A 19890-nucleotide genomic window follows, 5' to 3' on the forward strand; every position below is an offset into this window, starting at 1 on the left:
CAATGCGAAGCCTTCAGCTTTCGGCGGGCTTCGCGGCACGTTCTTCGTTGATCAGAAGACTGAGCAGGATCGCTCGCGTCTCGCCGTCGATGACGCCGTCGATGGTGGCCGGGCGGAAGCGGCGCTGGAAGGCGCGGACGGCGGCGGGGCCGTCGGTCACGTCATAGCCGAAGCGGTTCAAGGCCTGCAGCGTGCCGCCGTCGGTCCAGTGCGGATCGGCGATCGGCTTGACCGGGCCGTAGGCAAGGCCGTGCTTCGCGAGCAGCGGCCAGTCGAACAGCTCGCCGGGGTCCTGCTTGCGAGCCGGCGCGATGTCCGAATGGCCGACGACCATCGCCGGCTTCACGCCGTGGCGTTTCGCGATCTCGGCGGTCAGCTGCAGCACCGCGGCCATCTGCGGCGTGGCAAAGGGGATATAGCCAAACTCGTGGCCGGGATTGACGATCTCGATGCCGACGCTCGCCGCGTTCACGTTGGTGATGCCGCGCCAGTAGGATTTGCCGGCGTGCCAGGCACGGCGGCTTTCATCGACGAGGCGCATCACCGTGCCGTCCTCGGCGACCATGTAGTGCGACGACACCTTGGCCTCGGCGTCGGTCAGCCGTTGCAGCGCCGCGGCGGCGCTTTCCATGCCGGTATAGTGGAGCACGATCATCGTGACCGGCGTGCGGTTCCGATCGTCATGGTTGGGCGACGGACAGTCGATCATTGGCCTTCCCGCACCTGTGCCCGCGCCGTGCGCAGCGTGACGATCGACACGCCGACCAGCGCCACCAGGCCGCCCGCCAGCAATTGCGGCGTGATCGGGGTGTCGAGGAGCATGACGCCGAGCGCGACGGTAAGCAACGGCGTCGGCAGGGTCAGCGGCGCGATCACCGACACGGGGTGCTTCTGCAACAGCCACGACATGCCGGCATGGCCGATCACCGACGCGCCGATCGCCGAATAGGCGAGCCAGCCGACGGTGCCGAGGCGGATGTCGCCGACCCTGGCCAGCGAGCCGGGCTCGAAGATCAGCGAGGCGCCCGCGAGCAACGGCAGGCTGATGAGCGCCAGCCAGGCATGGATGTTGAGCGGATGCACGCCCTTCAGCTTGCGCATGAGGAGCGAGCTGATCGCGTAGAGGAAGGTCGCGATCACGGTGAGGATGATCCCCAGCCATTCGTGCACGAGCGTCGGATCGAAGCCGAGGATGACGACGCCGAGGAAGGACAGGGTCACGCCGAGGATTCGCGGCCAGCGGATGCGCTCCTTCAGGAAGATCACCGCGAGGATCAGGCTGAACGGCACGCTGAGCTGGCCGACGATGGCAAGCGCCGAGACATTCTCGGTGATCGCGATGCTGACGCCGCCGATGCCGAAATAGAGCGCGCCGCCGAACAGGCCGGTGAGCAGGATCGTCGTCATGCGCCCCGGCAGCCAGCGCAGCCACGGCGCGCAGACCATCAGCACGATCGCATAGCGCAGGAACACCGCGACCAGCGGCGACACCTCGTCCATCGCATATTTGATGGCGATCATGTTGAACGCCCAGACGATGTCGATGAGCGCGATCAGCGCAAAGTGCGCCGGCGGGATCACGCCTTCATGATCCGCGCATAGGCGGTGTTGATCGCCGCCATGCGATGCTCGGCGACGCGGATGAACTCGGGCGGCGTGCCGTCCGCCATGTGACGGTCGGGGTGATAGGCCTTCACCAGCGCGCGATAGGCGGCGCGCACCTGTTCGGGCGACGCGCCGGGCTCGACGCCGAGGATGACATAGGGGTCATCCTCCGACGGCGCGATGTGCCGTGCCTTGATGCGGGCATATTCGGCCGGCGCGAAGCCGAAGCGGGTGGCGACCTGGTCGAGATAATTGACCTCCTCCGGGTGGACGCCGTCGGTGACCGCGATCAGCATCAGCGCTTCGAGCAGATCCTCGAGCACCGGCGACCCCTCGCCCAGCAGTTTCGCCGCCTGATCGGCATAGGCCTCGAACCCCGCCGTCGAGCCCTGCGCCATCCGGTAGAATCGCTCGGCGTTGCCGCGCTCCGCCTCGGGCACGCGAAACAGGCGCTGGAAGGTCGCGAACTCCTCGGTGGAGGCATAGCCGTCGGCGCGCGCCATCTTCGCGGCGAGCGCGATGGCGGCGATGGTGAAGGCGACCTGGCGGCGGCGCTGGTTCTTCTCGCGCCGCGCGGCGCTCGGGGTGCGGCGCGCCACGAGTCCGCGCATCAGCGCGCCCAGAGGGCCGCCGACCGCGACGCCGGTCGCGCCGGTCAGGAGCATGTGCCAGATCGACATCGAATATCCTTGCCGGTGCGCCTGATAGGCGATTTCTTGGGGCGGCACATCGTTCATTTTGGAAAGGGCAGCCATGCCGAGCGTCATCATCGTCGGAGCCAGCCGCGGCCTCGGGCTCGAATTCGTCCGCCAGTATCGCGCCGACGGCTGGGACGTTCACGCCTCGGTACGCAGCGAGGAGGATGCCGCCGCGCCGCGCGAACTGGGTGCCACGACCCACATCGCAGACATCACCGACGAGGCGTCGCTGAAGGCAATGGCGGGCGCGATCGGCGGCCCGGTCGACGTGATGGTCATCAACGCCGGCGTTGGCTCACGCGAGGTCAAGCTCGACGAGGTCGACGCCGCCGAATGGACGCGGGTGATGACGGTCAACGCGCTCGGGCCGCTGCTCGTCGCGCGCGCCATCGGCCCGAAAGTGAAGGACGGCGGCACCATCGCCGCGCTCAGCTCGATCATGGGCTCGATCGCCGAAAGCGGCGGTGGCGCGTGGAGCTATCGCATGTCGAAGGCCGCGCTCAACATGGGCCTGTCCAACCTCGCGCTGGAACTGAAGGGCCGCGGGATCAAGGTCGTGACCCTGCATCCGGGCTGGGTGAAGACCGACATGGGCGGCGAACAGGCACCGCTCGAAGCGCCGGAATCGATCGAAGGGATGCGCAAGGTCATCGCGAGCGGCAGCGGCGGGGCCATGCGCGACTACAGCGGCAAGGAAATCGCCTGGTAGCTACGCTGCCCGCCGTGGCTCGGTCGCGTCGATGCGATAGAGGCCGCGGTTCTCCCAGTCGGGGCGGAAGGCGCTGTCGAGGCCGAGAACGGTTTCCGCCGCGCCGAGCAGCAGGCAGCCGTCCTCGGGCATCTGCTTCCTGATCCGCGCGAGGATGTCCGACCGCGTCGGCAGGTCGAAATACATCAGCACGTTGCGGCAGAGCACGACGTCGAAGCGGCCGAGGTGCGCGAAGGGGTGGCAGAGATTCGCCTGGCGGAAGCGCACGCGTTGGCGCACGTCGCGGGCCAGCCGCCATTGCTCGCCCTCCTTGTCGAAATGGCGGACCAACGACTGGATCGGCAGGCCGCGCTGCACCTCGAACTGCGAGTAGAGGCCGTTTTCGGCGCGATCGAGCGCGCGGCGCGACAGGTCGGTGGCAACGATCTCGATCCGCCAGCCGGCCCAGGCGGCGGCGTCATCGGCGAACATCATCGCGATCGAATAGGGCTCCTGACCCGTCGAGGCGGCGGCGCACCAGATGCGGAGCGTCTTCAGGGACTGCCGCGTCTGCCGCAGTTCGGGCAGCACGGTGCGGCGGAGGAGGTCGAAGGGTGCGGTGTCGCGGTAGAAGAAGGTCTCGTTGTTGAGCATCGCCTCGACCGCCTCGGCGGCGAGCGTCTCGCTGCCGGCGCGGGTTAGCGCGACCGCGAGATCATCGACACCGCGCAGGCCTGCGCGGGTGGCGACGGGCAGCAGGCGGCTTTCGAGGAAATAGCTTTTCTCGCGGCCGAGCACGACGCCGGCACGGCTCTGCAACATGCCCGACAGGATGTGAAACGCCCCCTCCGCGATGCTCATCGGGCGGCCTTGAGCTTCTGCCCGATGAAGGCGGCGATGTCGTCGAGCGGCAGCACTTCGGCGGCCAATCCGGCGCGCACCACCGATCCGGGCATGCCCCACACCACCGAGCTTGTCTGGTCCTGCGCGACGAGCGTGCCGCCGGCGCGGACCAGCTCGCGCGCGCCCTCCAGCCCGTCGCTGCCCATGCCGGTCAGCATGATGCCGAGCGCACCGTCGCCGTAGAGGCGCGCGGCGCTGCGCATCAGCGGGTTGACCGAGGGGCGGCAAAAATTCTCCGGCTCCTCGTCGCTGACGATCAGGCGGACATGATCGGGACTGCCCGCAAGGCTCAGGTGACGGCCGCCGGGGGCGATGTAGACGTGGCCGGGCTGCGCTGGCATCCCGTCCTCCGCCTCGTGCGCCGGCCGCCGGCCGTGGCGGGCGAGATGGTCGGCGAGGATGGTCGTGAAGGTCGGCGGCATGTGTTGCGTGACGAAGATCGGGACATCGACGTCGCGCGGCAGCAGCTCGACCAGCCGGAACAGCGCGTTGGGGCCGCCGGTCGAGGCGCCGATGACGATGGCGCGCGGGCGCTGCGTCGAGGGCGCGGCGCGGTTAAGCGTCGGCTCGGGCGTGCCCGGCGGCAGCGTCGGCACCTCGGGGGCGGGCGCGCCGGGCCGGCGGCGGGCGACGGCGCCCAATGCGCGAACCTTGGCGGCGAGCTCGGTGCGGAAATCATTGCCGGTGCCGAGCGCCCAGCCGGCGCGCGGCTTGCCGATCGCGTCGGCGGCGCCGAGGCGGAGCGCCTGCAACGTGACGCTGGCGCCATGCTGCGACAGCGTCGAGGCCATCAGCACCTGCAGCCCCGGCTGCGCGGCGAGCAGGCGCGGCAGCGCGGTCAGGCCATCGACCTCGGGCATCTCGATGTCGAGCACCACCACCTCGACGCGGTGGACGGCGAGCGCCTCGACCGCGGCACGGCCGTTGGCGGCGGTGGCGACGACCTGCCCCGCCCCGTTTTCCTCGATCCAGCGCGTCATCAGCGCGCGGCTGACGCTCGAATCATCGACGAGCATCACGCGCGCGGGCCCGGCCGCCGGAGCGGCGGGGCGAGGCGTGCTGGCCAGTCCCGATGCGGACATGGCGACTATCCTGTCAGACGTTAGACGAGGCCGACCTGGGCGAACTTCGCCTCGATGATCTCCCGGTCGAACGGTTTCATGATGTACTCGTCGGCGCCCGCCTCGATGGCGGCGCGGATGTGCGCCATGTCGTTCTCGGTGGTGCAGAACACCACGACCGGGCGCTTGGCGAGCGGCTGATCGCGGAGCGCGTCGAGGAAGTCCATGCCGTTCATCACCGGCATGTTCCAGTCGAGCAGCACCACGTCGGGCGTCTCGCGCTGGCAGGCTTCGAGCGCCATGCGGCCGTCCTCCGCCTCGTCGATCTTGAACTGCATATCCTCGAGAATGCGCCGCGCCACTTTGCGGATCACCTTCGAATCATCGACGATCAAACAGGATTTCATACGCATTCCCTTGTCCGCGCCCGGGTGGCCGCGATCACAGCCTGCCCGGCAATGATTGAAACGAGGTAAAGATCAGGCCGCTTTCGCCATGCCGCCGGCGAGCAGCCGGCCGATGTTGAGCGAGAGCATCAGTTCGTCGAGCCGGTAGACGCCGTCGGTGACGGCGCGCCATGCGGGCGACAAGGTCGCCGGATGTGCCTCGAACCGGTCGGCGGCGACGCTGACGACATCGCCGACGGCATCGACCACCAGCGCATAGGGCTGGCCGTCCTGCTCGACGACGATGCCCATCGAGGGTGCGGCGGCATCGCGCGGCGGCAGGCCGAGGCTCTGGCGCACGTCGATCGCGGTGACGATGCGGCCGCGCAGGTTCATGACGCCTGCGACCATCGCCGGCGCGCGCGGCACGCGGGTGAGCACACCGAGACGCAGCACGTCATGGACGAGCAGCACCGGGATGCCGAGAAGCTGACCGCCGAGGCGGACGGTTACGAAGTCGCCGCTCATGCCGCCACCTTCGAAAGCTGCCGCTCCAGCAGCGAGAGCAGGGAGACGCGGTCGAACTTCGGCACATAATCGTCGAAGCCCGCGTCGCGGCCACGCGCCTGCGCGTCGTCGCTGACCAGCGACGAGAGCGCGATCATCGGCGTCGCCGCCCACTCGCCGCCCGACTTCACCGCCTTGGCGAGGTCGACGCCCGACTGGCCCGGCATCTCGATGTCGGAGAGGATGAGGTCGTAGCGCCGCCCCGCCTCGCGCAGCCGCAGCGCTTCTTCGGCGCTGGCGGCGGTGGTGACGTCGTAGCCGGCGGCCGACAGCAGCGGGCGCAGCATGTTGCGGAAGAAGGCGCTGTCGTCGACGATCAGCACCGTGGCGCGCCCTGCCGACGCCGTCGTGCGGACGACCGGGCGCAGGCCCGCATTCAGATAATGGCCGATGTCGAGCACCTCGGTGACTCGCCCGCCGATGACGGCGCTGCCGAGCCGGCCACCGACCTCGCCCGACAGGCTGATGTCGACGACGTCCTCGACGATATCGATCACCGCATCGACCGCCAGCGCGATGGCGCGGGCGCCGTCGTTGAACACCAGCATCGGCTGACGACCCGACGGCTTGAGGCTGGCGCCCTCGTCGACGGTGACGATCGGCATGACCTCGCCGCGATACTGGACGACCGGACGGTCCTCGCTCCATTCGATGGTCTCAACGGCGATTTCCTCGAGGCGCGACACCAGCGACAGCGGCACCGCCTTCGGATGCGGCGAGCCGGCGCGGAAGACGAGCATCGCGTCGCGCTCGGCGGCGGTGTCCTCGACAACCTCCTCCTCGGCCTCGACCCGCGCATCGCGGTCGCCGGCGTCGGTGCCGAGCGCGGCGATGCCGTTGACGTCGAGGATCATGATGACGCGGCCGTCGCCGAGGATGGCGTTGCCCGAATAAACCGGCACGCCGCTCAGCAGCGGTGCCACCGGCTTCACCACGATTTCCTCGGTATCGTGCACATCATCGACGACGAGGCCAAAGCTGAAGCTGCCCGCTTGCGCGACGACGACATAACTTTCCTCGGAATCGCTTTCCGGCAGGCCGAGCAGGCGCGCGAGGCTGACGACGGGGAGCAGCCGGTCGCGCAGGCGCAGCACCTGTGCGTCGTGAAGCGTCTCGATCCGGTTCTCGCCCTCGCTGCCGGCCCCGACCAGCTCGCGCACCGCGATCTGCGGGACGGCGAAGCGCTCGCCGCCGGCCGCGACGATCAGCGCCGGGATGATGGCGAGCGTCAGCGGAACGCGCATGGTGAAGCGGGTGCCGCGGCCGGGGGTCGAATCCACCTCGACGGTGCCACCGATCTTTTCGATGTTCGATTTGACGACGTCCATGCCGACGCCGCGGCCCGACACGGCCGTCACCTGCTCGGCGGTGGACAACCCGGCGTGGAACATCAGCTTGGCGGCCTGCGCGTTGGTCAGTTCTGCGGCGTCGCGTTCGCGCAACAGGCCGGCGTCAATCGCCTTCGCCTTCAGCCGGTCGAGGTTAAGGCCGCGGCCATCGTCCGACAGCTCGATGACGATGTGGCCGCCCTCCTGATGGGCGTTGAGGCGCAGCCGCCCGACTTCGCGCTTGCCGGCGGCGGCGCGGCTGCGCGGGTCCTCCAGCCCATGGTCGCAGGCGTTGCGCACCATGTGGGCGAGCGGGTCCTTGATCAGTTCGAGCAGCTGGCGGTCGAGCTCGGTCTCGCCACCGTGCATCTCCAGCTCGATCTTCTTGCCAAGTTCGAGCGACAAGTTTCGCACCATGCGCGGCAGCGCGGCCCAGGCGTTGCTGACCGGCTGCATGCGGGTGCGCATGACGCCGTCCTGAATTTCCGAAACGCATTGCGACAGCCGCTGCAGCGCCACCGCATAGGCGTCGCCCTCGCCGGCACGCCGCGCGATCTGGAGGAGCTGGTTGCGGGTCAGCACCAGCTCCGACACCGTCGTCATCAATTGTTCGAGCAGATCGACCGAGACGCGGATGCTCTGCGGCGCGCGGGCGGCTTCGGCCTCCGGCGCGGCGGCGACCGCCGGGACGCCCGGCGCCGCTTCGCCCGCCGCAACACGTTCCAGCCGGGCGATCAGGCCCGCGTCGTCGCCTTCGGGCTCCTTCCCCGTCGATTCGAGCACGCGCAGGATCGCCTTGATGCCGTCGAGCGAGGCCAGCACTTCGGAGACGACATGTGCCGACACCGTCAGCTTGCCGTCGCGGACGCGGCCAAGGACGGTCTCGCCGGCATGGGCCAGAGCTTCGAGCCGCGGCAGGTTGAGGAAGCCGCACGTCCCCTTGATGGTGTGGACGAGGCGGAAGATGTTATCGAGCATCGCGCGGTCGGTGGGATTGCGTTCCCAGCGCACGATCTCGTTATCGACGACACCGATGTTCTCGGCGGTCTCGGTCAGGAAATCGACCAGCAGTTCGTCCATGGTCCCCGGCTTCTTTCCGCGAATGCGCGGGGACCTTGGGGGCGGAATGGTTAAGGCGCTGCTAAAGTTCGGGGGCTAAAGCGTCGGGCAACGTAACCCCGAAAACCAGCGCGCCTTCCTGCTCGGATACCAGCAGCATCGCGCCGGCCTCCTTCGCCAGGGTGTGGACGAGAAAGGCGGCCGAGGCGCGCGGGGTGAGGTCGGTGAAAGCGGTACGGCCTTCGAGCGCGGCCTTCAGCTCGGGATCGAGCAGGATGCGGTCGCCCTCGGCGCGCACCGCCAGCTCGATCGTGCCGTCGCGCTGATCGGCGGCGACATGCAACCGCCCGCCGCGCAGCAGCGCGTCGCCGGCGGTCATCGCCAGGTTGAGCAGGATTTTCATGGCGTTCTTGGGAAGCGACGCCTGTTCGAGCGGCCAGTCGACGGTGACGCGGCGGTCGCCGACAAGGCCTTCGAGCGCCGATTTCGCCTCGCGCGTGTCGATCTGCGCGCCGAAGCCGCCGGCCGCGCCGAAGGCGATGCGGAAGAATTTGAGCTTGTTGGCGGTCTGCTTGGCGCTGTCGGCGAGCAGCTCCATGCACTTTTCGCGCATCACCGGGTCGTCTTCGTCGGCGAGCAGCTCGACGCCGTTGTAGATCGAGCCGACCGGGCTCACGAGGTCATGGCACAGCCGCGAGCAGAGCAGGCTGGCGAAATCCAGGTCGCTCATCAATCCTCGTCCTCGCTGGGGGCTTCGTCGCGATCGGCGAGCGGCGGATCGAGCGGGCGCAGGCCGAGCGCGGCGATGCGCCCGTCGGCGAGCTGCGTCAGCTCGAATTCGAGCCGCTGCCCGTCCTCGAGCGGCCCCATCCCCGACCGCTGCACCGCCGAGATGTGAACGAACACGTCACGCGGCCCGAGGTCCGGCTTGATGAAGCCGAACCCCTTCTTGCGGTTGAACCATTTGACCTCGCCGGTCGCCATGACGTGGTTATGTCACCCCGCCGCGCCGGGGGGAAGAATGTTCAGGTCCGTAGGCGTGAAGCGTGGCGTATCGGCTGTCGAGACATAGGCATGCAGCGTACCGCCGGCGACGATCAGCCAGAGCTTGCCGGCCTCCCCGGCGCGAGCAGCGTCCTCGGCGGAGGGCGACGGCCGGCCATTGGGGTGCGAATGATACCAGCCGAGGATGGCGAGCCCGTCTTGGCGCGCCTCGCGGTGGCAGCGCAGCAGCAGCGCCGGGTCGATCTCGAAGCCGGTCAGCGGGTCGGCGGCGACATTGGCGGCGGGGACCGCGCGCTCGACGCGGTTATCGCAACCCAGCAACAGTCCGCACGCCTCGCGTGGCGTATCGGCCGCGGCATGTGCGGCAATTTGTTCGGCAACCGTACTGAAAATCCGAAAACCCATGCCTATATCGGTGGGGCAATGGGGGCTTCCGACGCAATAGTCCATTCGGTGACGCTGACCGGCGAGATGGCCGGCTGGCGTTTCGACCGCGCATTGGCCGTCGCCATCCCGACGATGTCGCGCGAGCGGCTGAAGGCGCTGATCTCGGCGGGCGAGGTGCGCATCGGCGATGTCATCGCGCGCGATCCGGCGCGCAAGGTTTCCGGCACCGAGGCAGTGTCGGTCGCGGTGCCCGCGCCGGCGCCGGCCGAGGCGATTGCGCAGGACATTCCGCTGACCATCCTGTTCGAGGACGATCATCTGCTGGTGGTCGACAAGCCCGCCGGGCTGGTCGTGCATCCGGCGGCGGGCAACCTCGACGGCACCCTGGTCAACGCGCTGCTGCATCATTGCGCCGGGCGCCTGTCGGGCATCGGCGGCGTGGCGCGGCCGGGGATCGTGCATCGCATCGACAAGGACACCTCGGGCCTGCTGGTGGTCGCCAAGACCGATCGGGCACATGAGCAGCTGGCGAAGCAGTTCGCCGCGCACACCGTCGAGCGCGCCTATACCGCGGTGGTCGCGGGCCGGCCGATGCCGCTGGCCGGCCGCATCGAGGGGGCGCTCGCCCGCTCGTCGGCCAACCGGCAGAAGATGACGATCGTCGCCGACGGGCGCGGCAAGCATGCGGTGACTCATTTTCGCACGGTGCAGCCGTTGAAGGACGCCGCCGAGGTGGAATGCCGGCTGGAAACCGGCCGTACGCACCAGGTGCGCGTCCATATGACCTCGATCGGCCATCCGCTGCTCGGCGACCCGGTTTATGGCCGCACGCGGCCGTCGCATCGCGAGATTTTGCAGCAGCTGGGCTTCGCCCGGCAGGCGCTGCACGCCCGTACCTTAGGATTTTTACATCCGGTGACCCAAGAAAATCTAACTTTCGACAGCCCCGTTCCACCGGATATTCAGGAACTGATCAGCTTGCTTTCCGTATAAATCCGGTTCGTCCCGCCGCTTTCGCGGCCAAGATGCGGGATCGTACCCGCGCGGACCATAGCTTTCAGAGACAGGGAGAGACGATATGGCTTCAAACGTACCCGCGACGATTCCGGCGCTCGGTGGCGAAGCTTCGCTCAATCGCTACCTGTCGGAGATCCGTAAATACCCCCTCCTGAAGCCGGAGGAGGAGTATATGCTCGCCAAGCGTTGGGAAGAGCATCAGGATACCGACGCCGCCCACCGCATGGTCACCTCGCATCTCCGCCTCGTGGCGAAGATCGCGATGGGCTACCGTGGCTATGGCCTTCCGGTGTCCGAGCTGATCTCCGAAGGCAACATCGGCCTGATGCAGGGCGTGAAGAAATTCGACGCCGACAAGGGCTTCCGCCTCGCCACCTATGCGATGTGGTGGATCCGCGCCTCGATCCAGGAGTTCATCCTGCGGTCGTGGAGCCTCGTGAAGATCGGCACCACCGCCGCCCAGAAGAAGCTGTTCTTCAACCTGCGCCGCATGAAGGGGCAGATGGACGCGCTGGAGGATGGCGACCTGCGCCCCGAGCAGGTGGCGAAGATCGCCACCGACCTGAAGGTGTCGGAGGAAGAAGTCGTCAGCATGAACCGCCGCATGTCGAAGGGCGGCGACACCAGCCTCAACCTGCGCATGTCGGAAGACGGCGAAGGCGAGTGGCAGGACTGGCTGACCGACGAAGGCCCGCTGCAGGACCAGATCGTCGCCGACCGCGAGGAAAAGGACGTGCGCCACCAGCTGCTCGTCGAGGCGATGGGCGACCTCAACGAGCGCGAGAAGCATATCCTGACCGAACGGCGCCTCGCTGACGAGCCGAAGACGCTCGAGGAGCTGAGCCAGGAATACAGCATCTCGCGCGAGCGCGTCCGCCAGATCGAGGTACGCGCCTTCGAGAAACTGCAGCGCGCGATGCGCCGCCTCGCCGGCGAACGTCACATGCTGCCCGAGCACGCGTAAGCGACGCCCCAAGCTTCGTCATTCCGGCGGAGGCCGGAATCCATCCCCACGGCGGCATGGATTCCGGCCTTCGCCGGAATGACGGTTGTTGGGTGATGTCTGGCCTTGACGCCTTGGCGTCAGTCCCGAAAATGACCGCCTGTTCCGTTCGGGGGTCGTCACCAGCCCATGTCGTTCACCAACCCGCCGCGCAGCCGTTTCCGCCGCGTGCTGAAGTGGCTGCTGATCCTCGTGCTGCTGGTGATCCTCGCCTCGGTCGGCTGGGTGTTCGTCTATAAATATATCAACCCGCCGACGACGACCCTGATGCTGCGCGCCGGCCTTCAGGGGCACAGCGTCGCCTACACCTGGCGCGACCTCGACCGCATCGACCCCAACATGCCGCGCGCGGTGATCACCGCCGAGGATCGCGACTTCTGTGCGCACAACGGCTTCGATATGGCCGCCATCCGCGACGCGTTCGAGCGCAACAAGGAAGGCGGCAAGCTGCGCGGCGGCTCGACGGTTAGCCAGCAGACCGCAAAGAACGCCTTCCTGTGGGGCGAGCGGTCATGGGTCCGCAAGGGGCTGGAGGCCTATTTCACCTTTCTGATCGAGCGCATCTGGGGGAAGCGCCGGATCATGGAGGTCTACCTCAACATCGCCGAAACGGGCATCCACACCTACGGCGTCGAGGAAGGCGCCAGGCGCTACTTCGGGCATGGCGCCGAGACGCTGAGCCGCCGCGAAGCCGGCCAGATCGCCGCCGTCCTCCCCTCTCCGCAGAAGCGATCGGGCAAGAACCCGCGCGGCGAGGTCCGCCGCTACGCGCGGAACATCGAGCGGTGGATCCGGGTGGTGAAGGACGAGAAGCTGGATAGCTGTTTGATGCTGAAGGATTAATCCACAACCAGTCGTCATACCGGCGAAAGCCGGTATCCAGCACCGCCCTCTCCCGCTCACGCTCGTCTTAGCGAGATGGTGTAATTTTTGTTCTGCCGCGATGATGGCGGTGCCGGGTTGGGGGTAGGTGGTCGGGGGCGACAGCCCCTTAGAACGGCAGCTTGAAGCCCGGCGGCAGCGGCATGCCGGCGGTCATCTTCTGCATCTGCTCGTTCGACGCGGTGTCGGCCTTGGCGCGGGCGTCGTTGAACGCGGCGGCGATCAAATCCTCGAGCATTTCCTTGTCGCCGGCGTTGAGCAGCGACGGGTCGAGGCTGACGCCGATGATGCGGCCCTTGGCGGTGCAGCGGATCTTGACCATGCCGCCGCCGGCGGCGCCCTCGACCTCGATGTTGTCGAGCTCGGCCTGTGCGTCGGAGAGCTGCTTCTGGACGTTCTGCGCCATGCGCATGATGTCGTCGATATTCTGCATGGTTACGCGCTCCGCATGTCTTCGTCGGTTCCGGCGGCGGCTGCCGCCTCGGGGTCGACGCCATAGTCGATCAGTTCGGCCTCGGGGAAGACCGACATCAGCTTTCGCACCGCCGGATCGTCGAGCACCGCCTGCCGTTCGGCGGCCATCGCGGCCTGTTCGATTTCCAGCAGCGTCGGCTCGCCGTCCTTGTCGGTGAGCGTCACCGTCCAGCGCTCGCCGGTCCACAGCTGCAGGCAGCGCATCAGCTGCTGCGCCACATCAGGACGGCTGCCGGCGAGGTTCAGTTCGAGCAGCGGCGGCGCGTAGCGGACCAGCCGGGCGCGGTCGTGGAGGATCTGCGCCAGCAGCGGCTCGCGCTGCCCATCGAACAGCTCGACCAGCGCGGCGAAGCTGGCGGGCATTGCCACCGTCTCCGGCGCGGGCGCCTCGGGGCGCAGCGGCACGGGGGCCGGCGTCGGCGGGGGTGCGGCCGCCATGCGGAGTTCGGGTTCGGGCTCGCGGGCCGGCGCTTCCTCGCGCGGCGCATCGTCGCCGCCCTGCTGGGTCAGCCGGCGGACGAGATCAGAAGGATCGGGCAGCGAGGAGGCGTGAACGACGCGCAGCAGCGCCATCTCGGCCGCCTGGATCGGCAGCGGCGCCGACTGTACCTCGGCGAGGCCCTTCAGGAGGAGCTGCCAGAGGCGGTGCAGCGCCGGGAAGGCCAGCCGCTCCGCCCAGTCGCGCACCGAAGCCCGGTCAGCCTCAGCCAGCGTCGCATCGCCGCCGCCCGCCACCTTGGCGCGGGTGACGGTGTGGGTGAGCTCCAGCAGCTCCTGCATCACCATGTCGGGGTTCACCCCGAGATCATATTGCGCGCGCAGATTTTCGAGTGTGCCGCGCGCGTCGCCGGCGAGCAGCAGGCCCATCAGCTCGCGCACCCGGCCGCGATCCGACAGGCCGAGCATGTCGCGCACCGCCTGCGCGGTGACCGCGCCATGGCCGTGCGAGATCGCCTGGTCGAGGATGGAGAGGCCGTCGCGCACCGAGCCCTCGGCGGCGCGCGCCACCAGCTCCAGCGCCTCAGCGTCGACCTCGGCCTTCTCGGCGGCAGCGACCCGGCCGAAATGCTCGACGAGCTTTTCCTGTGGGATGCGGCGGAGGTCGAAGCGCTGGCACCGCGACAGCACGGTGATCGGCACCTTCTGCACCTCGGTGGTGGCGAAGATGAACTTCACATGCGCCGGCGGCTCCTCGAGCGTCTTCAGGAGCGCGTTGAACGCGTTCTTCGACAGCATGTGGACTTCGTCGATGATGTAGATCTTGAAGCGCGCCGAGACGGCGGCGTAGCGCACCGCCTCGATGATCTCGCGCACGTCATCGACGCCGGTGTTCGATGCAGCGTCCATTTCGACCACATCGATGTGGCGGCCGGCGGCAATCGCCTGGCAGGGATCGCATTCGCCACACGGGCTGATCGTCGGCCCGCCCTGCCCGTCGGGGCCGATGCAGTTGAGCGCCTTGGCGATGATGCGGGCGGTCGAGGTCTTGCCGACGCCGCGCACGCCGGTCAGCAGCCAGGCATGCGCCAGCGCGCCGCGCGCGATGGCATTGCCGAGCGTGCGCACCATCGCCTCCTGCCCGATCAGCGAATCGAAGTTCGCCGGCCGGTACTTGCGGGCCAGAACGCGGTAGCCGCCATCCGAGGGCAGAAGGTCACTCATATTCTGGGTAAGTGGACCGTTTGGGAGGGGTTCGCAAGCGGGTGGCGGCGGGTTGCGCGTCAGCGCCCGCCGACCCGTTCGATGAGCGCCATGGCCGCCGCCGGATTGCGCACCTTCGCCCCGCTGATGAGGTAGATGAAAGCGTCTCTCGCGCGGGCTTTCGGCTGCTCGGGATGGACGTAGTCGAGGCCCTTCGGCGCCTCACCGGCGGCCCATTCCTTCGCGACCTTCGCCCAGCGGTCGAGCGCCTTGGCGTCGTAGCCGGTAGTCACGTCCTCGACGCTGCGCTGCAGCCGCGCATAGACGAAGTCGGCGGTGAGGTCGGGGATCGCCGGATAGTCGTCCGAATCGGCGAACACCACCGCGACCTTTTTCTGGCGCGCCAGCTCGATGAACTCGGGCACGCGGAAGCTCTCGTGCCGCGGCTCGACGACATGGCGGAGTTTCAGGCCATCGACCTCGGCGGGCAGCAGGTCGAGGAAGGCGGCGAAGTCGTCCGGCTCATATTTCTTGGTGCCGGCAAACTGCCAGAGGATCGGGCCGAGCTTCGATTTCAGCTCGCCGATGCCGCTGCCGATGAAACGCTCGATCGACTCGCCCGCCGTCGCCAGCAGCTTGCGGTTCACCGCATAGCGCGAGGCTTTCAGGCTGAACACAAAATCGTCGGGTGTCTCGGCCGCCCACTTCTGGAACGTCGCCGGCTTCATCGTGCTGTAGAAGGTGCCGTTGACCTCGATGCTGGTCAGCGCCTTCCCGGCATATTCCAGCTCGCGCGCCTGCGGATGCTTCTCGGGATAGAAGACGCCGCGCCACGGCTCGAAGGTCCAGCCGCCGATTCCGACTTTGATGCTCATGCGCGAAGAGTGGCGCAGCGCGCAAACCGCTGCAATGGGTGGGAGCCAACGACCCAGACCGGATTCGTTACGGCTGCTTCCTTCCGGACCTGACCGGGTTGGCGAGTGGCCTGCCCGCCAGCTCCCGCGGGCCATATGGTGGAGGCGCGGCGGAAAGGCAAGACGGTGCAACCTCCCCTTCCCGAGGGGGAGGGGTAAGGGGTGGGTCAGGAGGCCGGCGCGGCCTAGCCGACATTTCCCTTGCTTGAACACCCACCCACAACCCCCTCCCCCTCGGGGAGGGGAGCTATTCCGCTGCATTGAGGAGTTTTCGCCAGCCCCGCACCGTGCCAAAAGCGGCGCCGTGACTTTCGATCCTTTCACCGCGCCGCTGTCCGCCGTCCACGTCGGCTTCACCGGCAACCGCATCGACCGCGACGACCGCATCCGCCGCGACCCGGAAACGCTCTGGGCGATGACGATGGACCCGACGGCGCGCTGGCTGGTGCTCGACGATCTCCGTCCGCTGGCCCGCGCCACCGCCGATTCGGTCGAGCTGGCCTGGGTGCGCCGCAGCGAGGCGCCGCGCGGCGATACCGTCTTCCTCGGCGTCGATGCCGAAGGCACGCCGCGTTTCGCGGTTGCCGGCTCCGCCGCCGGGCTCGACGGCGAGCCGATGGATGCACGCGCGCTGGCGACGCGGCTGTCGGGCGATCAGGCGGGGCTGGTCGCGCAGGCGCGGTCGCTGGTCGACTGGCACCTGCGCCACGGCTTCTGCGCGGCGTGCGGCGGGCAGACGAAGCTCGACAAGGGCGGCTATGAGCGCGACTGCACGGCGTGCGGCGCCGAGCATTTCCCGCGCACCGACCCGGTAGCGATCATGCTGTCGATCGACGTCGCCAACGACCGCTGCCTGCTCGGCCGCCAGCCGCGCTTCCCCAAGGGCTTCCTGTCGGCGCTCGCCGGCTTCGTCGAGCCGGGCGAGAGCTTCGAAGAGGCGGTGGCGCGCGAGTTGTACGAGGAGGCCGGCGTCCGAACCGGCCGTGTCCGCTATGTCGCCAGCCAGCCCTGGCCCTTCCCGTCGAGCCTGATGATGGGGGCTTTCGCCGAGGCGACGAGCACCGACATCCGCATCGACGAGACCGAACTCGAGGAAGTGGTGTGGATGTCGCGCGACGACGTCCGCTCGGCGCTCGCCGGCCAAGGGCCGTTCGCCGCGCCGCCGCCCCTCGCTATCGCCCACACCCTGTTGAAAGCCTGGATCGACCTATGACCGAGTGGCGCAGCTACGCGACCCATCTTGAATGCTCCGCCACCGGCGAGCGCTACGACATCGATCAGGTCCACAACCTGTCGGCGGCGGGCAAGCCGCTGCTCGTCCGGTACGATCTCGATGCGCTGAAGGCGGCGATGCCGGCGCCGGCTTATGAAGGCCGCGGTCCCGACCTGTGGCGCTACCGCGAGCTGCTGCCGGTGCGCGAGGAGAAGCATGTCCTGTCGCTCGGCGAGGTGACGACGCCGCTCGTCCGCCTGCTGCGCGAACCCGGCGAAGTGCTGGTGAAGGACGAGGGCCGGCTGCCGACCGGATCTTTCAAGGCGCGTGGCCTGTGCCTCGCGGTCACCATGGCGCACGGCTTCGGCATCAAGCGCGTGGCCATCCCGACCAACGGCAACGCCGGCGCGGCGATGGCCGCCTATGCGGCGCGCGCCGGCATGGAGAGCTATTGCTTCGCGCCGGAAGACACCCCCGAGGTCAACATCCGCGAGATGGCGGCGCAGGGCGCGAAGGTGTGGCGGGTGAACGGCCTCATCAACGACTGCGGCAAGATCGTCGGCGAGGGCAAAGGCCCGATGGGCTGGTTCGACGTCTCGACCTTGAAGGAGCCGTACCGGATCGAGGGCAAGAAGACGATGGGCCTCGAACTCGCCGAGCAGCTCGGCTGGGACGTGCCCGACGTGATCTTCTACCCGACGGGTGGCGGCACCGGCCTCATCGGCATGTGGAAGGCGTTCGACGAGCTGGAGCAGCTCGGCTGGATCGGATCGAAGCGACCGAAGATGGTCGCCGTCCAGTCGACCGGCTGCGCGCCGATCGTCCGCGCCTGGGAGCGCGGCGACGAACATGCCGAGCTGTGGCAGAACGCCCATACCGTCGCGAGCGGCATCCGCGTGCCCGCCGCCATCGGCGACTTCCTGATCCTGCGCGCGGTGCGCGAATCGAACGGCTGGGCCCACGCCGTCGAGGATGCCGACATCGAGGCGGCGGTGGTGCAGCTCGGCCGCGAGGAAGGCTTCCTGATGTGTCCCGAGGGCGCGGCGACCTACGTCGCCTACCGGCAGGCGTTGGTCGATGGGCGCGTGGCGAAGAGCGACCGGGTGGTACTCTACAATTGCGCGACGGGCCTCAAATACCCGCTGCCGCCGTCCGACTGGCGCCTCGATCGCACCCAGCCGATCGACTATGCGGCGTTGGCAGCGGCCTGATGAACCCGCCCCGTCCGTCATACCGGCGAAAGCCGGTATCCAGTCGGACGGGCGGTCTGGATACCGGCTTTCGCCGGTATGACGGGTGAGGGTGAGATGAGCGCCGAGAAGGTCAGCCTTCCCGACAAGTTCGCGAAGTTCAGCGAGCATTGGCGGCCGAAGGTAGTGGCCCAATTGAACGGGCAAGAAGTGAAGCTGGTGAAGGTCGAAGGCACCTTCCCCTGGCACCACCACGACCATGAGGACGAGATGTTCATGGTGTGGAAGGGCCGCTTCCGCGTGGAGTTTCGCGACCGGGTCGTCGACATGGGGCCGGGCGAATTCGTGGTGGTGCCGCGCGGCGTCGAGCATCGCACGGCGGCCGATGCGGAAGCCGAGGTACTGATCTTCGAGCCCGCCGCGGTGCGAAACACCGGAAATGTCATCGACGACACCTACACCGCGCCGATCGGCGCCACGATCTGAAGGGGGAATACTGCCATGCTGACCGGAGTGATGCTTGAACGCCGTGGCTTTCTCGCCGGCCTCGCGGCGCTGGCCGCCACCCCTGCCTTCGCCCGCGACACCAAGGCCTGGCCGGAGGTGCAGGCACTGCTCGACCGCTATGTCGCCGAGAAGAAGGTGTCCGGCCTGTCGCTGGCGCTGACCACCGGCGGCAGCCCCCTCGCCTATGTGAACGCCGGCACCTTGGCGCTCGATTCGGCGGTGGCGGCGAACGAGGACACGCTGTGGCGCATCTATTCAATGACCAAGCCGATCACCGGCGCCGCCGCCGCGCTGCTGATCGAGGAAGGTAAGCTGAAGCTCGACCAGCCGGTCAGCGACTTCTTCCCGGCCTATGCGAAGATCACCGTCGCGACCGACCCGGCGAAGAGCCTCGACGCGCGCCCGGCGAAGAACCCGATGACGGTGCGCCACCTGATGACGCACACAAGCGGCCTCACCTACACCATCACCGGCAACGGCCCGGTCAACAAGGCCTATCGCGAGCAGGGCCTGTTCGGCTTCCTCGGCCAGCCGCCGGCGCCGGGCGACGGGCCGATGCCGGCCAGCCTCGTCGAATTCGCCGAGAAGCTGGCGACGGTGCCGCTGATCGCCGAGCCGGGCACGCAGCACAACTACTCGGTCAGCCTTGATCTGCTCGGCGCGGTGATCGAGAAGGCGAGCGGGATGCCCTATGCGGCGTTCCTGCAGACGCGCTTCTTCGATCCGCTGGGCATGACCTCGACGGCGTTCAACGCGCTCGACCTGAAGCGGCTGTCGACCAACTATCTGGTCACGCCGAAGGGCCTGCTTCCCGCGGATACCGCCGCGAAGAGCGTCTATGCGCCGCCGGCGACGGTGGCTTACGGCGGCGCCGGCCTCGTTTCCTCGTCGCGCGACTATGCGCGCTTCGGGCTGATGCTGCTCGGCGACGGCGCGCTCGATGGCAAGCGGGTGATGAAGGCGGAGACGGCGCAGCTGATCCGCTCGAACCTGCTGCCCGCCGGCGTCACCGCGATGGACGACAATTCGGGCTATGGCGCCGGCGGCCGGGTGGTGACGCCGACGACGAAGGACGCCAATGATTCGGTCGGCGCCTATGGCTGGGGCGGTGCGGCCGGCACCAGCTTCTGGATCGACCCCGCGCGCAAGACGATGGTCACCCTGATGACGCAGTTCATGCCGTCGGACGCCTACCCGATCCGCAAGGAGCTCCGCGACGCGATCATCGCCGATCGGGCGTAGGGCCGGTCCCCTCCCGAGATACGTCATCCTGACGAAAGTCAGGATGACGGGCTTTTGGCTTAGAGCGGGATGACGCTACACGGAAGCATACCCTGAGTTGGCGAGATAGTTGGCGCACTC

22 protein-coding genes and 1 other RNA gene are annotated in these 19890 nt (G+C 68.2%); 8 read left to right on the forward strand and 15 right to left on the reverse strand.

Annotation, left to right across the window (positions count from 1 at the left end):
* Window positions 1–13 precede the first annotated feature (13 nt).
* From ACFOMD_RS16600 to ACFOMD_RS16610, 3 genes are read right to left on the reverse strand one after another with little or no spacing between them, the layout of a single operon-like run.
* The gene (locus ACFOMD_RS16600) at window positions 14–709 is read right to left on the reverse strand and encodes an N-acetylmuramoyl-L-alanine amidase (RefSeq protein ID WP_380863388.1); all 696 of its coding nucleotides are present in this window, start codon (window positions 707–709) and stop codon (window positions 14–16) included.
* Entirely contained in the window at window positions 706–1581 is an 876-nt protein-coding gene (locus ACFOMD_RS16605) for a DMT family transporter (RefSeq protein ID WP_380863390.1), read from the reverse strand. Before ACFOMD_RS16605 ends, ACFOMD_RS16600 begins: the two co-directional genes overlap by 4 nt.
* On the reverse strand, window positions 1578–2285 hold the full coding sequence (locus ACFOMD_RS16610; protein ID WP_380863391.1) for a TerB family tellurite resistance protein: 708 nt from the start codon (window positions 2283–2285) through the stop codon (window positions 1578–1580). Before ACFOMD_RS16610 ends, ACFOMD_RS16605 begins: the two co-directional genes overlap by 4 nt.
* A gap of 73 nt (window positions 2286–2358) precedes the next feature.
* Here ACFOMD_RS16610 and ACFOMD_RS16615 point away from each other — a divergent pair, with 73 nt between their 5' ends.
* A complete protein-coding gene (locus ACFOMD_RS16615; RefSeq protein WP_380863393.1) occupies window positions 2359–3012 on the forward strand; it encodes an SDR family oxidoreductase in 654 nt (217 codons plus the stop codon).
* Here the strand turns inward: ACFOMD_RS16615 and ACFOMD_RS16620 are convergent, their stop codons facing one another.
* The 8 genes from ACFOMD_RS16620 to ACFOMD_RS16655 all read right to left on the reverse strand — a co-directional run bounded on the left by ACFOMD_RS16620 (window position 3013) and on the right by ACFOMD_RS16655 (window position 9621).
* On the reverse strand, window positions 3013–3852 hold the full coding sequence (locus tag ACFOMD_RS16620) for a CheR family methyltransferase (RefSeq protein ID WP_380863395.1): 840 nt from the start codon (window positions 3850–3852) through the stop codon (window positions 3013–3015).
* Entirely contained in the window at window positions 3849–4976 is a 1128-nt protein-coding gene (locus ACFOMD_RS16625) for a protein-glutamate methylesterase/protein-glutamine glutaminase (protein ID WP_380863397.1), read from the reverse strand. Before ACFOMD_RS16625 ends, ACFOMD_RS16620 begins: the two co-directional genes overlap by 4 nt.
* A 20-nt stretch (window positions 4977–4996) precedes the next feature.
* Window positions 4997–5362, reverse strand: a complete 366-nt coding sequence (locus ACFOMD_RS16630; RefSeq protein ID WP_380863399.1) for a response regulator — start codon at window positions 5360–5362, stop codon at window positions 4997–4999.
* A 72-nt stretch (window positions 5363–5434) separates the two neighbouring features.
* On the reverse strand, window positions 5435–5869 hold the full coding sequence (locus tag ACFOMD_RS16635; RefSeq protein WP_380863401.1) for a chemotaxis protein CheW: 435 nt from the start codon (window positions 5867–5869) through the stop codon (window positions 5435–5437).
* Complete coding sequence (locus tag ACFOMD_RS16640) at window positions 5866–8316, reverse strand: hybrid sensor histidine kinase/response regulator (protein WP_380863403.1); 2451 nt, start codon at window positions 8314–8316, stop codon at window positions 5866–5868. The genes ACFOMD_RS16635 and ACFOMD_RS16640 overlap by 4 nt, the downstream gene beginning before the upstream one ends.
* 61 nt (window positions 8317–8377) lie before the next feature.
* Window positions 8378–9025 carry a histidine phosphotransferase family protein gene (locus tag ACFOMD_RS16645; protein ID WP_380863405.1) on the reverse strand — a complete coding sequence of 216 codons (648 nt, stop codon included), beginning with the start codon at window positions 9023–9025 and terminating at the stop codon, window positions 8378–8380.
* Window positions 9025–9279 carry a cold-shock protein gene (locus ACFOMD_RS16650; protein WP_380863407.1) on the reverse strand — a complete coding sequence of 85 codons (255 nt, stop codon included), beginning with the start codon at window positions 9277–9279 and terminating at the stop codon, window positions 9025–9027. The genes ACFOMD_RS16645 and ACFOMD_RS16650 overlap by 1 nt, the downstream gene beginning before the upstream one ends.
* Window positions 9280–9291: 12 nt before the next feature.
* Complete coding sequence (locus tag ACFOMD_RS16655) at window positions 9292–9621, reverse strand: Mov34/MPN/PAD-1 family protein (RefSeq protein ID WP_380863409.1); 330 nt, start codon at window positions 9619–9621, stop codon at window positions 9292–9294.
* 102 nt (window positions 9622–9723) lie between these two features.
* Here ACFOMD_RS16655 and ACFOMD_RS16660 point away from each other — a divergent pair, with 102 nt between their 5' ends.
* The 3 genes from ACFOMD_RS16660 (at window position 9724) to mtgA (ending at window position 12550) form a co-directional block, all read left to right on the forward strand.
* The gene (locus ACFOMD_RS16660; RefSeq protein WP_380863411.1) at window positions 9724–10680 is read left to right on the forward strand and encodes an RluA family pseudouridine synthase; all 957 of its coding nucleotides are present in this window, start codon (window positions 9724–9726) and stop codon (window positions 10678–10680) included.
* An 85-nt stretch (window positions 10681–10765) separates the two neighbouring features.
* A complete protein-coding gene (rpoH, locus tag ACFOMD_RS16665; RefSeq protein ID WP_380863413.1) occupies window positions 10766–11668 on the forward strand; it encodes an RNA polymerase sigma factor RpoH in 903 nt (300 codons plus the stop codon).
* Between the two features lie 168 nt (window positions 11669–11836).
* Entirely contained in the window at window positions 11837–12550 is a 714-nt protein-coding gene (gene mtgA, locus ACFOMD_RS16670) for a monofunctional biosynthetic peptidoglycan transglycosylase (RefSeq protein WP_380863415.1), read from the forward strand.
* A gap of 148 nt (window positions 12551–12698) precedes the next feature.
* Here the strand turns inward: mtgA and ACFOMD_RS16675 are convergent, their stop codons facing one another.
* The 4 genes from ACFOMD_RS16675 to ffs form a co-directional block, all read right to left on the reverse strand.
* Entirely contained in the window at window positions 12699–13022 is a 324-nt protein-coding gene (locus ACFOMD_RS16675) for a YbaB/EbfC family nucleoid-associated protein (protein ID WP_380863417.1), read from the reverse strand.
* Between the two features lie 2 nt (window positions 13023–13024).
* Complete coding sequence (locus ACFOMD_RS16680) at window positions 13025–14725, reverse strand: DNA polymerase III subunit gamma/tau (RefSeq protein ID WP_380863419.1); 1701 nt, start codon at window positions 14723–14725, stop codon at window positions 13025–13027.
* A gap of 59 nt (window positions 14726–14784) precedes the next feature.
* Window positions 14785–15579: a DUF72 domain-containing protein gene (locus tag ACFOMD_RS16685; protein ID WP_380863421.1), complete on the reverse strand. Its 795-nt coding sequence runs from the start codon at window positions 15577–15579 to the stop codon at window positions 14785–14787.
* Between the two features lie 34 nt (window positions 15580–15613).
* An RNA gene (ffs, locus tag ACFOMD_RS16690) (signal recognition particle sRNA small type) lies at window positions 15614–15708 on the reverse strand.
* Between the two features lie 214 nt (window positions 15709–15922).
* Between ffs and nudC the strand changes: the two genes are divergently transcribed.
* The 4 genes from nudC (at window position 15923) to ACFOMD_RS16710 (ending at window position 19770) form a co-directional block, all read left to right on the forward strand.
* Entirely contained in the window at window positions 15923–16831 is a 909-nt protein-coding gene (nudC, locus tag ACFOMD_RS16695; RefSeq protein ID WP_380863423.1) for an NAD(+) diphosphatase, read from the forward strand.
* The gene (locus tag ACFOMD_RS16700) at window positions 16828–18042 is read left to right on the forward strand and encodes a threonine synthase (protein ID WP_380863425.1); all 1215 of its coding nucleotides are present in this window, start codon (window positions 16828–16830) and stop codon (window positions 18040–18042) included. Before nudC ends, ACFOMD_RS16700 begins: the two co-directional genes overlap by 4 nt.
* Before the next feature lie 96 nt (window positions 18043–18138).
* Window positions 18139–18507, forward strand: coding sequence for a cupin domain-containing protein (locus ACFOMD_RS16705; protein WP_380863427.1), 369 nt, complete (start codon window positions 18139–18141; stop codon window positions 18505–18507).
* 15 nt (window positions 18508–18522) lie between these two features.
* On the forward strand, window positions 18523–19770 hold the full coding sequence (locus ACFOMD_RS16710) for a serine hydrolase domain-containing protein (protein ID WP_380863429.1): 1248 nt from the start codon (window positions 18523–18525) through the stop codon (window positions 19768–19770).
* The last annotated feature ends 120 nt before the right edge of the window (window positions 19771–19890 follow it).

Origin of the sequence: Sphingoaurantiacus capsulatus (assembly GCF_042648405.1) — a bacterium.
Classification (GTDB): Bacteria; Pseudomonadota; Alphaproteobacteria; order Sphingomonadales; family Sphingomonadaceae; genus Sphingoaurantiacus; species Sphingoaurantiacus capsulatus.

Coding starts and splice junctions, on each gene's coding strand:
- ACFOMD_RS16615 (WP_380863393.1), top strand. CDS start 2,359: ATGCCGAGCGTCATCATCGTCGGAGCCAGCCGCGGCCTCGGGCTCGAA.
- ACFOMD_RS16625 (WP_380863397.1), bottom strand. CDS start 4,976: ATGTCCGCATCGGGACTGGCCAGCACGCCTCGCCCCGCCGCTCCGGCG.
- ACFOMD_RS16705 (WP_380863427.1), top strand. CDS start 18,139: ATGAGCGCCGAGAAGGTCAGCCTTCCCGACAAGTTCGCGAAGTTCAGC.
- ACFOMD_RS16640 (WP_380863403.1), bottom strand. CDS start 8,316: ATGGACGAACTGCTGGTCGATTTCCTGACCGAGACCGCCGAGAACATC.
- ACFOMD_RS16700 (WP_380863425.1), top strand. CDS start 16,828: ATGACCGAGTGGCGCAGCTACGCGACCCATCTTGAATGCTCCGCCACC.
- ACFOMD_RS16620 (WP_380863395.1), bottom strand. CDS start 3,852: ATGAGCATCGCGGAGGGGGCGTTTCACATCCTGTCGGGCATGTTGCAG.
- ACFOMD_RS16600 (WP_380863388.1), bottom strand. CDS start 709: ATGATCGACTGTCCGTCGCCCAACCATGACGATCGGAACCGCACGCCG.
- ACFOMD_RS16685 (WP_380863421.1), bottom strand. CDS start 15,579: ATGAGCATCAAAGTCGGAATCGGCGGCTGGACCTTCGAGCCGTGGCGC.
- rpoH (WP_380863413.1), top strand. CDS start 10,766: ATGGCTTCAAACGTACCCGCGACGATTCCGGCGCTCGGTGGCGAAGCT.
- mtgA (WP_380863415.1), top strand. CDS start 11,837: ATGTCGTTCACCAACCCGCCGCGCAGCCGTTTCCGCCGCGTGCTGAAG.
- ACFOMD_RS16675 (WP_380863417.1), bottom strand. CDS start 13,022: ATGCAGAATATCGACGACATCATGCGCATGGCGCAGAACGTCCAGAAG.
- ACFOMD_RS16630 (WP_380863399.1), bottom strand. CDS start 5,362: ATGAAATCCTGTTTGATCGTCGATGATTCGAAGGTGATCCGCAAAGTG.
- ACFOMD_RS16660 (WP_380863411.1), top strand. CDS start 9,724: ATGGGGGCTTCCGACGCAATAGTCCATTCGGTGACGCTGACCGGCGAG.
- ACFOMD_RS16645 (WP_380863405.1), bottom strand. CDS start 9,025: ATGAGCGACCTGGATTTCGCCAGCCTGCTCTGCTCGCGGCTGTGCCAT.
- ACFOMD_RS16635 (WP_380863401.1), bottom strand. CDS start 5,869: ATGAGCGGCGACTTCGTAACCGTCCGCCTCGGCGGTCAGCTTCTCGGC.
- ACFOMD_RS16710 (WP_380863429.1), top strand. CDS start 18,523: ATGCTGACCGGAGTGATGCTTGAACGCCGTGGCTTTCTCGCCGGCCTC.
- ACFOMD_RS16650 (WP_380863407.1), bottom strand. CDS start 9,279: ATGGCGACCGGCGAGGTCAAATGGTTCAACCGCAAGAAGGGGTTCGGC.
- ACFOMD_RS16680 (WP_380863419.1), bottom strand. CDS start 14,725: ATGAGTGACCTTCTGCCCTCGGATGGCGGCTACCGCGTTCTGGCCCGC.
- ACFOMD_RS16610 (WP_380863391.1), bottom strand. CDS start 2,285: ATGTCGATCTGGCACATGCTCCTGACCGGCGCGACCGGCGTCGCGGTC.